Below are 14116 nucleotides of genomic sequence, written 5' to 3'. Positions count from 1 at the left end.
GCGGAACGGTCACGAAAGGAAATTATCGTGACGATTAAGTCCTCTGTTACCTCCACCGCCTTCTCCCGCCGAGGATTCCTGGGCTTCGCCGCAGCCGCGGCCAGCGCACCGCTCCTCGCCGCTTGCGGCGGCGGCTCCGCCTCCCAGTCGGGCGCAAGCGGTGTCGTCAAGTTCTGGGACATGCCGTGGGCCACGCCGGCCTACAACGACGCCGCCAAGAAGATCGCAGAGGGCTACGCGCCGGCCTCGGGCAACCTCAAGGCCAGCTACCAGACCATCCAGTGGGCGAACTTCTACCAGACGTTCTCCTCGGCCATCGCCTCCAAGACCGGACCGGCGGTGTCCACCGGCGGCGGCTTCCAGGCCTTCCAGTTCGAGCAGCAGGGCCAGATCGCTTACGCGGACAAGGTCGTGGAGGAGCTGAAGAAGAACGGCCAGTTCGACGACTTCCTGCCCGGCGTCCTGGATCCGTTCAAGTCGGACAAAGGCTATGTGGCCGTGCCGTGGCAGCTGGACATGCGCGTGTTCTGGTACCGGAAGTCGCTGTTCGAGAAGGCCGGCGTGGCTGTTCCCACGGACTGGGCTTCCCTGCTTGAGGCGGGCAAAAAGCTCAAAACGATCGGGGCCTTCGGCTTCGCGACTGGCTCCGGCGCCGGCAACAACATCGGCAACCACTCCATGATCATGATGATGGTCAACAACGGCGGCGGCGTGTTCACCCCGGATGGCCAGCTGGACGTGATGAACGACCGCAACGTCGAAGCCATCGAGTTCCTTCTGGAACTGGTCTCCAATGGCATTATCGACCCGGCATCGGTCAGCTACACGACCGACAATCTCAACGCGATGTGGAAGGACAGCAAAGCAGCCTTCGGCCCGTACGTCCTCGGCGTCCCCGCCCGCGTCGGCGACACCTCCGGTGACATCGTGGTGGCCAGCCCCATCGCCGGACCGCACGGCGACAAGCACGGCCTTGTGTTCCCGAACAACATCATGATGTACACGAACACGCCGTCGCAGGCGTCGTCCGAGGCCTTCCTGGTCTCCTACATGGGCCAGCTCAAGCAGTTGTGGCAGCAGAAGCTCATGAATGCCCTGCCGGTCTTCAAATCCATCACGGAACTTCCCGAGTTCACGTCCGACCCCAACAATGTCAAGATCGTCAAGGAATGGCAGCCCATCGCCAAGACCTTCGCGGCCCAGGGCACCCAACTGAACGCCAACCTCGCCGTTCTGGACGGCGGCCAGGCGCTGAACCAGTTCACGCAGACCATCCTCACGGGCAAGACGGACGCGAAGTCCGCGCTGCAGAACTTCCAGTCCGGACTGCAATCCGTGCTGAAGAAGTAAGCGGCGCTCCAATGGCACTGACCACAGCCCAGACCGGCCTGAGCCGGGCCCGCCGGGGCGTCGCCCCCGGCGGGTCGGGCAAGCCCGCCAAACCCGTCAACCGCAAGAGTAAACTCAGCTCGCAGACCCGCAAGACGTTCTTCTGGCTGCTGCTCCCGTCGGTCGTCCTGCTCGTCCTGATCCACGGCTACCCGCTTGTCTACGCCGGGGTCCAGGCCACCCATGACGGGTCCCTGATCGACACCGGCGAGTTCGTCGGACTGGAAAACTTCGCCACCGTCCTGGCCTCCGAGGCGTTCTGGAAGGCGGCCCGCTTCACGCTGCTCTTCACGATCGTGGGCGTCTTCGGCTCTTGGGCCGTGGGCCTCGGACTCGCGCTGCTGCTGCGCACCAAGATTCCCGCCGGCGGACTGTTCAAGGTCCTCCTGCTGCTGCCCTGGGTGGTCCCGATCGTGGTGTCCTCCACCGCCTGGAACTGGCTGGTGGGCACCCCGGACAGCCTCGTCCCGAGCATCTTCCGGAATCTAGGGCTGGGCACCCCGCTCTTCCTCGCCGATCCGACCCTCGCCGCGATCACGGTCATGGTCTTCAAGGTCTGGGTCAGCTTCCCCTTCATGATGATGATGACCTCGGCGGCCCTGGCCTCCGTGGACACCACCGTGTACGAGGCGGCCAGCATGGACGGCGCCACCCGGTTCCAGCAGTTCAGCCAGATCACCCTTCCGCTGATCGCCCGGTCCACCTACATCAGCTGGATCCTCATGACGATCTTCTGCGTCAACGACTTCCCCACCATCTACCTGCTCACCGGCGGCGGACCCGTGGACGCCACCACCTCCCTGGTGGTCCTGGCCTACCGCACCGTCTTCCAGGACTTCCAGACCGGACCCGGCGTCGCGATCGCCTTCCTCATGACCATCACCCTGGTAGTCATCTCGGTCATCCTGTACCGCCAGATCCGAAAGTCGAGCGTCGAATAATGAGCGCAGTCCTCCACGCCCACCCTGAGTCCGGACCCACCCTCGGAGTAGCCAGCACCGGCAAGCCCAACCGTGTCCTCTCCGAGGCCGGCCTGCGCGGCCGCTGGTGGCGGTTCGCCGCCATCCTGGCCATCACCGCGATCGTGCTGGTGCCCATCATGGTCACGGTCCTCCTCGCTTTCACACCCGGACCGAACAGCACCGCCACCGGGCTGACGTTCGAGAACATCAGCAACGTGTTCTCCAAGACTCTGGCCGCCACCTGGCTGCAGAACAGCCTCATCACCACCCTCAGCACAGTGATCGTCGCCGTCGCCGTCGCCGCACCCGCCGGCTACGTCCTCTCCCGCGGCCGCTCCAAAGCCGTCTCCGGCTACTCCCTGCTCCTGTTCGTCATGCAGTCGCTGCCCATCATCACCTCGGTGGTGCCGCTGTTCATCCTGTTCGCCGGCATGGGCCTGGTGGACAACCTGATGGGCCTGACCATCATCTACGTCGGCTCCACCATGACCGTGGCCACCTGGATGATGGCCGCCTACTTCGATTCCATCCCGATCAGCCTGGAAGAGGCATCCTGGATCGATGGGTGCTCCGTCTTCGGCTCCTTCACCAAAGTCGTGCTGCGCAACTCACTCCCGGGCATCCTCTCCACCGCGATCTTCGCCTTCCTGCTGGCCTGGAACGACTACCTCGTCGCGATCGTGTTCCTGCGCTCATCAGAAATCTTCACCCTGCCCATGGGCGTGCAGTCCTTCTTCCAGCAGAACCAGACCGACTGGTCCGGCGTCATGGCCCTGGCCGTGATCATGATGCTCCCGCCCATCATCGTCTTCGCCACGCTGAACAAGTACTTCAGCGTCGGCGGCATCGGCGGATCCCTCGCCGGCCGCTAACGCCCTCCCCACACTTCCGAAAACCGAACTCCCGCAAAGGAACCCAGTGTCTTATTCAATCCAGCTCTACACCCTCCGCAACGCCCTTCAGGAAGACCTGCCCGGCACCATCAGGAAGGTCGCCGAGCTCGGCTTCACCCAGGTGGAGCCCTATAACTTCGTCGCCACGGCCGCCGAGCTCGGCACGGCGCTGAAGGAGAACGGGCTGACCGCCCCGTCCGGCCACGCCCCGCTGCTGAGCCAGGACCAGGATGAGATCTTCGCCGCGGCCAGGGACCTGGGCATCAGCACCGTGATCGATCCTTACCTCCCGGCCGAGCACTGGCAGTCCACCGAGGACATCCAGGCCACCGCCGCGAAGCTCAACGCCGCCGCCAAGAAGGGCGCCGGATACGGCATCCGCGTCGGCTACCACAACCACGCCTGGGAGCTGGAGTCCAGCATCGAAGGCCGGACGGCCCTGGAATACTTCGAAGGACTCCTGGACCCGGAACTCGTCCTGGAAGTGGACACCTACTGGGCCGCCGTCGGCGGCCAGGACCCGGTTGCGCTGCTGCAGCGCCTCGGCGACCGCGTGAAGTTCATCCACATCAAAGACGGCCCCGTCTCCACGGACACCAAGGCGCAGCAGCCGGCCGGGCAGGGCAAGATTCCCGTGTGGGATGTCATCAACGCGGCACAGTCCCTGGAAGTCGGCGTCGTGGAATTCGACGACTACTCCGGCGACATCTTCGACGGCATCGCCCAGAGCCTCACCTACCTGAACGCCGGAGCAAGCGAAGGAGCACGGGCATGAGCACCCCTTCCACGAAACGCGGCCCGGTCGGCGTCGCCGTCATCGGTGCCGGGAACATCAGCAAGCAGTACCTGGACAACCTGACCGTCTTCCCCGACCTCAAGGTCCACGTCATCGCCGATCTCTTCGAGGACGCCGCCGCGGCGCGCGCCAAGGAATACGGCATCCCGGAGTGGGGCGGAGTGGACGCGGCACTGAACCACCCCGACGTCGAGATCATCGTCAATCTGACCATCCCGGCGGCCCACGTGGAGGTGGCCACGGCCGCCGTCAACGCGGGCAAGCATGTCTGGACGGAGAAGCCGTTCTCGCTGGACCGCGAATCGGGCCTGGGCCTGCTCAAGGCCGCCGACGCCGCGGGGCTGCGGCTGGGCTGCGCCCCGGACACGTTCCTGGGGGCCGGGCTGCAGACCGCGCGGCGCCTGATCGAACGCGGCGACATCGGCACCCCGCTGACCGCCATGACCACGTTCCAGACCCCCGGGCCGGAGTCCTGGCACCCCAACCCGGCGTTCCTGTTCCAGTACGGCGCCGGACCCCTGTTCGACATGGGCCCGTACTACCTCACCGCCCTCGTCCAGACGTTCGGGTCCGTGCGCCGCGTGGCCGCGACCGGGTCCAAGGCCAAGGAAGTCCGGGTCATCGGCTCCGGGCCCAAGGCCGGCGAGGAATTCACCGTCGAGGTCCCCACCCATGTCTCCGCGATGGCCCAGTTCGAATCCGGCGCGTCCTCCCACAGCGTCTTTTCGTTCGAGTCCCCGCGGCAGCGGATGGGTTTCGTCGAGATCACCGGGACCGAGGCCACCATCTCGCTGCCGGACCCGAACTACTTCGACGGGGACGTCAAGCTCTGGCGCGCCGGGGACGAGGAATGGACGGTTATCCCGGCCACCGGCCCCAGCCAGGGCCGCGGCATGGGCGTGCTGGACATGGCCCGGTCCATCCGCGCAGGTGTCCCGCACCGCGCCACCGGCAACCTCGCCTACCACGTCCTGGACACCATGGTCTCGATCTCCGAGTCCGTGGAATCGGGAACCTTCATTGACGTGGATAGCTCCGCCCCCGCCTCCGCAGCCCTCCCCGAGGACTGGGACCCCACCGCTTCCACACTCTAGGAACCAGCAATGAACTCCCACGAAACCACCCCCGGCCAGCCCGCCGGTTCACGCTTGGGTGTGGCCATGATCGGGTACGCGTTCATGGGCAAGGCCCACTCGAATGCCTGGCGGAATGTTGCCAGCTACTTCGACGTCCCGGCCTTCGAACGTCGCGTGCTGGTCGGCCGCGACCCCGCCGGGGTGGCCGAGGCCGCCGCGAAGTACGGCTGGGCCGAGTCCGCCACGGACTGGCGCGCGGTTCTGGAACGCGATGACATCCACATTGTCGATATCTGCGCGCCGGGCTGGATGCACGCCGACATCGCCATCGCCGCCCTGGCCGCCGGCAAGCACGTCCTGGTCGAGAAGCCGCTGGCCAACACCCTGGCCGAGGCCGAGGCCATGGCGGACGCCGCCCGGGCCGCCCGGGCCCGCGGCGTGCAGTCCATGATCGGGTTCAACTACCGCCGGGTCCCGGCCCTGGCCCTGGCCCGCGAACTGATCGCGGAAGGCCGCCTCGGCACCGTCCGGCACGTCCGCGCCGCCTACCTGCAGGACTGGCTCGCGGACCCGGACTCGCCCATGACCTGGCGATTGAACAAGGAAACGGCCGGGTCCGGGGCCCTGGGCGACATCGCCTCCCACGCGATCGACCAGGTGCTGTTCCTCCTCGGCGACCAGGTCACCGAGGTCTCCGGCCGGCTGCACACCTTCACCCCGCAGCGCCCCGGCGCTGCCGGCCTGGAGGACGTGACGGTCGACGACGCCGCCTGGGCCACGCTCACCCTCGCCTCCGGGGCCATCGCCTCCGTGGAGGTCTCCCGGGTGGCCACCGGCCAGAAGAACTCGCTCAAGCTGGAGATCTACGGCGAGAAGGGAGCCCTGCTGTTCGATCTGGAGAACCTGAACGAGCTCGGCTTCCTCGACGCCACGCTGCCCGTCCGCGAGCAGGGCTTCCGCCGCATCCTCGTCAACGAACCCGAACACCCCTACGTTGACGCGTGGTGGCCGCAAGGCCACGTGATCGGCTGGGAACACACCTTCACGCACGAAATCCGCGACTTCCTGCTCGCGGTCGGCACCGGAACCCAGCCGTCGCCGTCGTTCGAGGACGGACTGGCCGTCCAGCGGATCCTCGCCGCCGTCGAAGAGAGCGCCGCCGCCAAAAGCTCACTCATCCAGCTCACCCCGCCCGACCCCACCACCCAGACCGCTACCGAAAGAGCCTGACATGCCCCGCCCGTACACCCTGTTCACCGGCCAGTGGGCCGATCTGCCCTTCGAGGAAGTCGCCCGCCTGGCCTCCGGCTGGGGCTACGACGGCCTGGAAATCGCCGTCTCCGGCGACCACCTGGACGCTTGGCGCTGGGACGAACCCGGCTACGTCGACTCCAAACTCGCCGTGCTGGAGAAGTACAACCTCAAGGTCTGGGCCATCTCCAACCACCTCAAGGGCCAGGCCGTGTGCGATGACCCGATCGACTTCCGGCACGAGGCCATCGTCGGGGCGCGCGTCTGGGGCGACGGCGACCCCGAAGGTGTCCGCCGGCGCGCCGCCGAGGAAATGAAACACACCGCCCGGCTCGCCAAAGCCCTCGGCGTGGACACCGTCGTCGGCTTCACCGGGTCCTCCAACTGGCAGTACGTCGCGATGTTCCCGCCCGTCCCGGAAAAAGTCATCGAGGCCGGCTACCAGGACTTCGCCGACCGCTGGAACCCCATCCTGGACGTCTTCGACGACTGCGGCGTCCGCTTCGCCCACGAAGTCCACCCCTCCGAGATCGCCTACGACTACTGGACCACCGTCCGCACCCTCGAGGCGATCGGGCACCGGGAGGCCTTCGGCTTGAACTGGGACCCGTCCCACTTCATGTGGCAGGGCATCGACCCCGTCTCCTTCATCTGGGACTTCAAGGACCGGATTTACCACGTCGACTGCAAAGACACCAAGCTCCGCCCCACCGGCCGGAACACCGTGATGGGCTCGCACCTGCCCTGGGGTGACCCCCGCCGCGGCTGGGACTTCGTCTCCGCCGGCCGCGGAGACGTCCCCTGGGAATCATCCTTCCGCGCCCTCACCGCGATCGGCTACGACGGCCCCATCAGCATCGAATGGGAAGACGCCGGCATGGACCGTCTCCACGGCGCCCCCGAAGCCCTCGCCGCCCTCAAGAAGTACGACTTCCCGGCCTCGAACACCTCCTTCGACGCCGCCTTCAAACAGTAAGGGCGAGTTCATGTCAGGCATTGAAACGCCCGACGGCGGCGACCGTTTTGTCCCGCTGTTCGACGGCACAACCTTGGCTGGCTGGCGATCGGTACCCCGCGTCTATGGCACCGAGTATCCGGGCGGTCCGGCCCTCTCGGAACGCTTTGCCGCCCTGGGTTTGACCCCGCCCGTGGAACCCGAGAAGCACCCGGCCCGGTGGTTTGTGGAAGACGGCGTCCTGGTCGGCGAGCAGGACTCCCCCGGCAGCGGTTACGGCGGCTACCTGGTGAGCGAGCAGGCATTCGGCGACTTCGAACTCGTGCTGGAAATGCGTCCCGACTGGCCGGCAGACACCGGCGTGATGATCCGGCGCCGGCCGGATACGTGGGAAGGCTTCCAGGTCTTGGTGGACCACCGTCCCTCCGGCGGTATCGGCGGGTTCTTCGGCAACGGGCTGGCGAGCTTCTCCGCCGTACCCTTCGCCGTCAACGTGGCCATGGACGCCGACGGGCGACCCACGGGTTTGATTTCGGACAACCCGGCCACTTCGGTGGAGCCTGTCACGGAAGAAAAGCGTGCCCGCCTGAGCCACGCAGCCGACGTCGAGGACTTCCTCAACGTCTGGCGCTGGGACGACTGGAACGAACTCCGCATCCGCTGCGTCGGCGCCCTGCCCGTCATCACCACCTGGGTCAACGGCCTCAAGATCGCCGAACTGGACACCGCGGCCCTCCAATCACCCAACTATGACCCGGAAGCCGTCCTGGACGTGCTCGGCGACCGCGGGCACATCGCCTTCGAGGTGCATGACAACGACTCCATGTTCGGCGAGGCCCGCTGGGGCAAGGGCGCGCAGTGCCGGTGGCGGAACATCCGGATCAAGGAACTCTGAGCATGCTGCGTACCCTTCAGCCCGGCCAGCGCTGCGAGGTCTGGATAGCGTCCGTCACAGGCGAATCCGAACTTGTCTACAGCACCGACGAGCTCCTCCTCGAAGCGCCCAACTGGACCCTTGACGGCTCGGCCCTCATCCTGAACGGGGACGGGAAGCTGTGGCGGTTTGAGGTGCCCGGCCGGACCATCAGCCAGGTCCCGCTGACCGGCATCCCCGACCTCAACAACGACCACGTCCTGGCGCCCGACGGCACCGGCATCTTCCTCTCGGCGAACGACGGCCACATCTACCGGGCAGCTTTGAGTGGAGGTCCGGCGGAGCGGATCACCGGCGCCGATGGCTCCTTTCACTTCCTGCACGGCGTCAGCCCGGATGGATCCCAGCTGGCATACGTCGGCATCGAGGCCGGAGACTTTACGCAGCCGGGCCGCCTCAGGACCATACCGTCCGACGGCGGCGCTACCGCCGGCGTCGATGTGGGCCCCGGCCATTGCGACGGACCGGAATACTCTCCCGACGGAAAGTGGCTCTACCTGAACACGGAGTCCTTCAGCTCTCTCCCCGGCCACGCCCAGCTTGCCCGAGTGCAGGTTGACGGAGGCGATTTCGAGCGCCTCCTCGAGAGCAAAACCGTCGACTGGTTTCCCCACCTGGCCCCCGACGGGCAGCTGGCCAGCTACATCCGTTTCCCCAGCGGCACGGTGGGCCACCCCGCCGACCTGCCCGTCGACGTCGTGCTTGTCTCCACGGGCGACTGGACCACACCGCTACACACATGGCGCCTCTTCGGCGGCCAGGGGACGCTCAACGTCAACAGCTGGTCCCCTGATTCCACAAGGTTCGGGTACGTCGCGTACCCCCTTGGCGATTCCGAAACCACAAAGGACTAACGTGATCAACGACCCCAATGGCACTTCCGACGGAAAAATCCGCTGGGGAATCCTCGGCACGGGATTCATCGCGGGCCTGCAAACGCAGGATCTGATCGAAAACGGTTTTACCGTGCAGGCTGTAGGCTCCCGCAACGTTGAATCAAGCCGCCAGTTCAGTGAAAAGTTCGACATTCCCGCCGCCCATGAAAGCTACGAAGCGCTGGTCGCGGACCCTAACGTCGACGTCGTTTACATTGCCACACCACACACCTACCATCACGCCCATGCGTTGCTCGCCCTGAACGCCGGGAAACACGTGCTGGTGGAGAAACCCTTCACCATCAACGCACGCGAAGCGCAGGACGTTGTGACCCTCGCCGAAGCCAAGGGGCTCGTGGCGCTGGAGGCCATGTGGTCCCGGTTCCTCCCCCACATGGTGCGCCTGCGCGAGATCATCAATGACGGCACGCTCGGTGAGGTACGAAAGATCGTCGCCAGCCACAACCAAAACCTCCCCAAGGACCCCGCCCACAGGCTGAACGACCCTGCTTTGGGCGGCGGGGCGCTGCTGGACCTCGGCGTCTACCCGGTCTCGTTTGCGTTCGACATCCTGGGCACCCCGGAGACCATTCGCGCCAGTGCGTCCATGACCGCTACTGGGGTAGACCGTCAGACTGCAGCCATCTTTGAATATGGTGGCGGTCAGCAGGCCATTGTGGACTGCGAACTGGACGCCGCGAGTGCCAACCGGGCCATGGTCATCGGGACCGAAGGGTGGGTCGACATCGAGTCCACCTGGTACAACCCCACGCCCTTCACCGTTCATGCCGTGGATGGCAGCGTTGTTGAACGCTATGAGCAGCCTGTCACCAGCCGCGGTATGCAGTACCAGGCCGCCGAACTGGAACGACTGGTCGGGGAAGGCGTAACCGCCGGCACCATCCTTCCGCCGAGCGAGACCGTGGCCGTCATGGCCGCCATGGACGAGATCCGCCGCCAGATCGGCCTCAGCTACTCGGCCGACGCCACGCCGGATGGGGTCCTCAATGACTGATGCCGTCTCTGCCCGGCTCACTGAGCTCCGGCAGCACGAGGAAGAGCTGGTCTTCCCGGCCTTTGACCACCACGATGCCTGGCGCTTGGGCTCACTTATCGCGAACCATGCGATTGCCGAAGGCCACGCTGTTGCCATCGATATCCGCCGCCACAACGTGGTCCTCTTCCGTTGCGTCCTGCCCGGAGCCACCGCCGACCAGGAGGAGTGGATCCGCCGCAAGTCCGCCACCACGCTCCGCTTCGAACACAGCACTGCCCTGCTCGCCGAGGACTTCGCGTCCAAGGACTACGACCCCACGCAGGGCGGATGGCTAGCACCGGCGGACTACACGCTGGCAGGCGGATCCTTCCCCGTCCGGGTTCGGAACGCCGGCGTCGTCGCCGCCGTGACGGCATCCGGGCTGTCCTCCGACGACGACCACCGGCTGGTGGTCGAAGCCATCAGGGACTACCTCACGACAGTCACCGCTTAGGGGCGTGGGCACGGGCTAGGGTTTTAGCCATGACGCACCAGATCAGGACAGCAACCGCGGACGACGCCGGCAGGCTGGCCGCCCTCGCGGCCATCACGTTCCCGCTGGCGTGCCCGCCCGAATCCCGGCCCGAGGACATCGCGGCGCACGTGGCGAACACCCTGAGTGAGACCAATTTCCGGGCCTACTTGGCCGATCCCGACGTAACGGTGCTGGTGATTGACGCCGGCGGCGAGCTCCGCGGCTACAGCCTGCTGGTGGCCCGCCCCGCCCGGGACCCGGAGGTAGCCGCGGCCCTGGCCGAGCTGCCGTGCACCGAACTCAGCAAGTGCTACGTCCATCCGGACCATCACGGGCTCGGTGCCGCCGCCGAATTGATGCACGCCAGCATCGCCTCGGCCGCGGGTGCCGGCGCCCGCGGACTGTGGCTCGGTGTGAACAGCCAGAACGCCCGGGCCATCCGGTTCTACGAGAAGTCCGGCTTCCGCAAGGTCGGCACCAAGTCCTTCCAGCTGGGCGACACGGTGGAGCACGACTTCGTCATGAAACGCCCGGTCACCCCGTGACGAAGCCGACAGGCCGCTGGGGAATGGACCTGCCGCCGTCGCGGTTGTCACCGGCATGAAGATTGAGATCTGGTCCGACGTCGCCTGCCCCTGGTGCTACATCGGCAAACGCCGATTCGAAACCGCCCTCGCGGCGTTCCCGCACCGCGATTCGGTGGAGGTGCAGTGGCGCAGCTACCAGCTGGACCCCACGCTCCCGGAGCACTATGACGGCACCGAACTGGACTACCTGAGCACCCGCAAGGGCATGGCTCCGGAGCAGGTGTCCCAGATGTTCGAGCACGTCGCGGCCCAGGCCAGGGGCGAGGGGCTGAACTACCGCTTCGACGCCGTCGTGGTGGCCAACAGCTTCACGGCCCACCGGCTGATCCACCTAGCCGCAGCCCGGGGCGTGCAGGACGCAGCGAAGGAGCGCCTGCTCAGCGACCACTTTGAGCACGGCAAGGACATCGGCAGCCGGGAGTACCTGACCGCCCTCGGCCAGGATCTCGGGCTCGACGCCGGCGACCTCACGGAGCTGTTCAGCACGGACGCCTACGCCGATGACGTCCGGAACGACTTCGCGGAGGCAAGGGCCCTGGGCATCAGCGGCGTCCCCTTCTTCGTGATCGACCGGAAGTTCGGGCTGTCCGGCGCCCAGCCCGCGGAAACTTTCAGCGCCGCCCTCGACCAGGCGTGGCAGGACAGCCATCCGCTGGCCATGGTCGGCGCCGACAAGGCTGCGGATGCCGCCGCCTGCGGCCCCGACGGCTGCACCGTCTGAGCCGCACCGCCTGAGCCCCGCCGCCGTCGAATGCGCCGGAAACGTCCGAGTTCGCGGGAAGGGAGTTTCCGGCGACCCCGCACGATTCCGGCGAACTCGGGGCCGTCACGGCGGTCCACGGCCTAGAGTGAACCATGGACACTTCGGCCGGGCCGGACGGGCCCCGGACCTCCCTGTTTACCGACCACTACGAGCTAACGATGTTCCAGGCGGCCCTGCACTCCGGGGCCGCACACCGCAGGTCCGTGTTCCAGGCCTTTGCCCGCGGACTGCCGGCCGGGCGCCGGTACGGGATCGTGGCCGGCACGGGCAGGCTCCTTGAGGGCATCGCGGGCTTCCGCTTCCACCAGGACGACCTCGATTTCCTGGCCGGGACCGAGGTGGTCCATGAGGACACGCTGGAGCACCTGGCCGCCTTCCGGTTCTCCGGCGACATCTGGGGCTACCCGGAGGGCGAGGCCTACTTCCCGCATTCCCCCGTCCTGATCGTCGAATCGACGTTCGCGGAGGCCTGCGTCCTGGAGACCTACGTCCTGTCGGTGCTGAACCATGACAGCGCCATCGCCTCGGCCGCGTCCCGGATGACCAGCGCCGCCGGCGGCAGGCCCTGCATTGAGATGGGATCCCGCCGCACGCACGAGGAAGCGGCCTCCGCGGCGGCCCGCGCGGCCGTGATCGCCGGTTTTTCCGGCACGTCCAACCTGGCCGCCGGGCGGCGCTACGGCCTCCGGACCATCGGCACCGCGGCCCACTCCTTCACCCTGGTCCATGATTCCGAGCGCGACGCCTTCGCGGCGCAGCTGGCCTCACTGGGGTACGGAACCACCCTGCTCGTGGACACGTACAACGTCGAAACGGCAGTCCGCACCGCCGTCGACCTCGCCGGCGACAGGCTGGGAGCCGTCCGGCTGGACTCCGGGGACCTCGTGGCCCAGGCACGGTGGGTCCGCGACCTCCTGGACAGCCTCGGCAACGCCCACACCAGAATCGTGGTGACCTCGGACCTGGACGAGTTCTCCGTGGCCGCGCTCCGGTCCGCCCCGGCCGATTCCTACGGCATCGGCACATCGCTGGTGACCGGTTCCGGGGCGCCCACGGCCGGCATGGTCTACAAGCTGGTGAGCCGGGCCGATGACTCGGGCAAGCTCATCGCCGTGGCGAAGACCTCGAAGGACAAGATCAATGTGGGCGGCCGCAAGTTCGCGGTGCGCCGTCTGGACGACCGCGGGACCGCCACCCACGAGGTCCTCGGCGTTGGCCACCCGCCCGCGGGCGGCGGGAACGGGCGTCCCCTGCTGCAGCAGTTCATGAAGGACGGCGAAATCCTGCCCGGCTGGACCGGGCCGGACGCGGTGCGGCGGGCGCGGGAGCGGCACACGGCGTCCATGGCCGAGCTGCCCCGGGTGGTGGACCGGCTGCAGCCCGGCGAGCCGGCCATCCCCACCATCTATGAGTGAGGGGACACAGTCTTCCACCCGCCCGATTTAGTGACAGATCGCGCTAAAGTGTCCGTATGCCTAGGATTTCGGCCGCGAGCAACGCCGCCCAACGTGCCGAGACCCAGCGCCGCATCCTGACCGCGTTCGGGGAACTCCTTTTCACCCACGGGCTGCCCGGCCTGACCATGACCGACGTCGCGCGCCACGCCCGGATCGGCCGGACCGCCGTCTACAACTATTACGCGGACATCGAAGAGCTCCTCATCGCCTACGCCCTGGACGAGACGGAGCGGTTCCTGCTCGACCTGCGCGAATCGCTGGATTCGCTGGAGAACCCGGTGGAGCGGCTGGCCGTCTACGTCCGCGCCCAGGTGGAGGACCTGAGCCGCCGCCACCTGCCGCCGGGGCCAGCCATGGCGGCGGTGCTCTCGCCGTCGTCGTTCGCCAAACTCGCGGACCACGTGGGCGAGCTCAGCGTGCTCCTGCAGGGAATCCTGCGCGACGGCATGGCCCAGGGATACCTGCCCGAGTCGGACATTGCCCAGCTCGCCCAGCTCATCCACGGCACGCTGTCCTCGAGTGCGGCCCGGGGCGACGGGGCCGGCCAGGATGCCGAGGCCGAGGCACGGCTTGCCCGGACGGTGCGGTTCATCCAGTTGGGGGCCGGGGCCAGGTTCGACGACGCCGGCCGGGCGGTCCGCGTCGCCAGCTAAGCTGCGCTAGCTAA

At 67.1% G+C, this 14116-nt stretch carries 15 protein-coding genes; all 15 read left to right on the top strand.

Annotated features, from left to right (window positions below; all coding sequences use genetic code 11):
* Positions 1-27 precede the first annotated feature (27 nt).
* The 15 genes from LDO15_RS02835 to LDO15_RS02765 all read left to right on the top strand — a co-directional run bounded on the left by LDO15_RS02835 (position 28) and on the right by LDO15_RS02765 (position 14102).
* Positions 28-1350, top strand: coding sequence for an ABC transporter substrate-binding protein (locus LDO15_RS02835; RefSeq protein WP_223983798.1), 1323 nt, complete (start codon positions 28-30; stop codon positions 1348-1350).
* Between the two features lie 11 nt (positions 1351-1361).
* Entirely contained in the window at positions 1362-2330 is a 969-nt protein-coding gene (locus LDO15_RS02830; protein ID WP_223983795.1) for a sugar ABC transporter permease, read from the top strand.
* Positions 2330-3223 carry a carbohydrate ABC transporter permease gene (locus LDO15_RS02825; RefSeq protein WP_223983793.1) on the top strand — a complete coding sequence of 298 codons (894 nt, stop codon included), beginning with the start codon at positions 2330-2332 and terminating at the stop codon, positions 3221-3223. The genes LDO15_RS02830 and LDO15_RS02825 overlap by 1 nt, the downstream gene beginning before the upstream one ends.
* Positions 3224-3269: 46 nt before the next feature.
* Positions 3270-4019: a sugar phosphate isomerase/epimerase gene (locus LDO15_RS02820; protein ID WP_223983792.1), complete on the top strand. Its 750-nt coding sequence runs from the start codon at positions 3270-3272 to the stop codon at positions 4017-4019.
* Entirely contained in the window at positions 4016-5134 is a 1119-nt protein-coding gene (locus LDO15_RS02815; RefSeq protein ID WP_223983791.1) for a Gfo/Idh/MocA family oxidoreductase, read from the top strand. Before LDO15_RS02820 ends, LDO15_RS02815 begins: the two co-directional genes overlap by 4 nt.
* 9 nt (positions 5135-5143) lie before the next feature.
* A complete protein-coding gene (locus LDO15_RS02810; protein WP_223983790.1) occupies positions 5144-6346 on the top strand; it encodes a Gfo/Idh/MocA family oxidoreductase in 1203 nt (400 codons plus the stop codon).
* A gap of 1 nt (position 6347) precedes the next feature.
* A complete protein-coding gene (locus LDO15_RS02805) occupies positions 6348-7343 on the top strand; it encodes a sugar phosphate isomerase/epimerase family protein (RefSeq protein ID WP_223983789.1) in 996 nt (331 codons plus the stop codon).
* Between the two features lie 10 nt (positions 7344-7353).
* Complete coding sequence (locus LDO15_RS02800) at positions 7354-8217, top strand: DUF1080 domain-containing protein (RefSeq protein ID WP_223983788.1); 864 nt, start codon at positions 7354-7356, stop codon at positions 8215-8217.
* A gap of 2 nt (positions 8218-8219) precedes the next feature.
* Positions 8220-9110 (top strand): biopolymer transporter Tol, encoded by an 891-nt coding sequence (locus tag LDO15_RS02795; protein WP_223983787.1) that lies wholly within the window; start codon positions 8220-8222, stop codon positions 9108-9110.
* 4 nt (positions 9111-9114) lie between these two features.
* Entirely contained in the window at positions 9115-10146 is a 1032-nt protein-coding gene (locus LDO15_RS02790) for a Gfo/Idh/MocA family oxidoreductase (protein ID WP_223987018.1), read from the top strand.
* Entirely contained in the window at positions 10139-10621 is a 483-nt protein-coding gene (locus tag LDO15_RS02785; protein WP_223983784.1) for a heme-degrading domain-containing protein, read from the top strand. The genes LDO15_RS02790 and LDO15_RS02785 overlap by 8 nt, the downstream gene beginning before the upstream one ends.
* Before the next feature lie 29 nt (positions 10622-10650).
* Positions 10651-11187 (top strand): GNAT family N-acetyltransferase, encoded by a 537-nt coding sequence (locus LDO15_RS02780; protein WP_223983781.1) that lies wholly within the window; start codon positions 10651-10653, stop codon positions 11185-11187.
* A gap of 55 nt (positions 11188-11242) precedes the next feature.
* On the top strand, positions 11243-11950 hold the full coding sequence (locus LDO15_RS02775; RefSeq protein ID WP_223983779.1) for a DsbA family oxidoreductase: 708 nt from the start codon (positions 11243-11245) through the stop codon (positions 11948-11950).
* Between the two features lie 134 nt (positions 11951-12084).
* The gene (locus LDO15_RS02770; RefSeq protein WP_223983777.1) at positions 12085-13407 is read left to right on the top strand and encodes a nicotinate phosphoribosyltransferase; all 1323 of its coding nucleotides are present in this window, start codon (positions 12085-12087) and stop codon (positions 13405-13407) included.
* A 56-nt stretch (positions 13408-13463) separates the two neighbouring features.
* Positions 13464-14102, top strand: coding sequence for a TetR/AcrR family transcriptional regulator (locus LDO15_RS02765; protein WP_223983775.1), 639 nt, complete (start codon positions 13464-13466; stop codon positions 14100-14102).
* The last annotated feature ends 14 nt before the right edge of the window (positions 14103-14116 follow it).

Origin of the sequence: Arthrobacter sp. NicSoilB8 (genome assembly GCF_019977355.1) — a bacterium.
Lineage (GTDB): Bacteria > Actinomycetota > Actinomycetes > Actinomycetales > Micrococcaceae > Arthrobacter.
This window is presented reverse-complemented; position numbering and strand designations above follow the sequence as displayed.

What these genes read in the sequence shown, in the direction of transcription:
- LDO15_RS02830 (WP_223983795.1), top strand. Translation starts at nt 1,362, where the DNA reads ATGGCACTGACCACAGCCCAGACCGGCCTGAGCCGGGCCCGCCGGGGC.
- LDO15_RS02825 (WP_223983793.1), top strand. Translation starts at nt 2,330, where the DNA reads ATGAGCGCAGTCCTCCACGCCCACCCTGAGTCCGGACCCACCCTCGGA.
- LDO15_RS02815 (WP_223983791.1), top strand. Translation starts at nt 4,016, where the DNA reads ATGAGCACCCCTTCCACGAAACGCGGCCCGGTCGGCGTCGCCGTCATC.
- LDO15_RS02810 (WP_223983790.1), top strand. Translation starts at nt 5,144, where the DNA reads ATGAACTCCCACGAAACCACCCCCGGCCAGCCCGCCGGTTCACGCTTG.
- LDO15_RS02805 (WP_223983789.1), top strand. Translation starts at nt 6,348, where the DNA reads ATGCCCCGCCCGTACACCCTGTTCACCGGCCAGTGGGCCGATCTGCCC.
- LDO15_RS02800 (WP_223983788.1), top strand. Translation starts at nt 7,354, where the DNA reads ATGTCAGGCATTGAAACGCCCGACGGCGGCGACCGTTTTGTCCCGCTG.
- LDO15_RS02795 (WP_223983787.1), top strand. Translation starts at nt 8,220, where the DNA reads ATGCTGCGTACCCTTCAGCCCGGCCAGCGCTGCGAGGTCTGGATAGCG.
- LDO15_RS02785 (WP_223983784.1), top strand. Translation starts at nt 10,139, where the DNA reads ATGACTGATGCCGTCTCTGCCCGGCTCACTGAGCTCCGGCAGCACGAG.
- LDO15_RS02780 (WP_223983781.1), top strand. Translation starts at nt 10,651, where the DNA reads ATGACGCACCAGATCAGGACAGCAACCGCGGACGACGCCGGCAGGCTG.
- LDO15_RS02775 (WP_223983779.1), top strand. Translation starts at nt 11,243, where the DNA reads ATGAAGATTGAGATCTGGTCCGACGTCGCCTGCCCCTGGTGCTACATC.
- LDO15_RS02770 (WP_223983777.1), top strand. Translation starts at nt 12,085, where the DNA reads ATGGACACTTCGGCCGGGCCGGACGGGCCCCGGACCTCCCTGTTTACC.
- LDO15_RS02765 (WP_223983775.1), top strand. Translation starts at nt 13,464, where the DNA reads ATGCCTAGGATTTCGGCCGCGAGCAACGCCGCCCAACGTGCCGAGACC.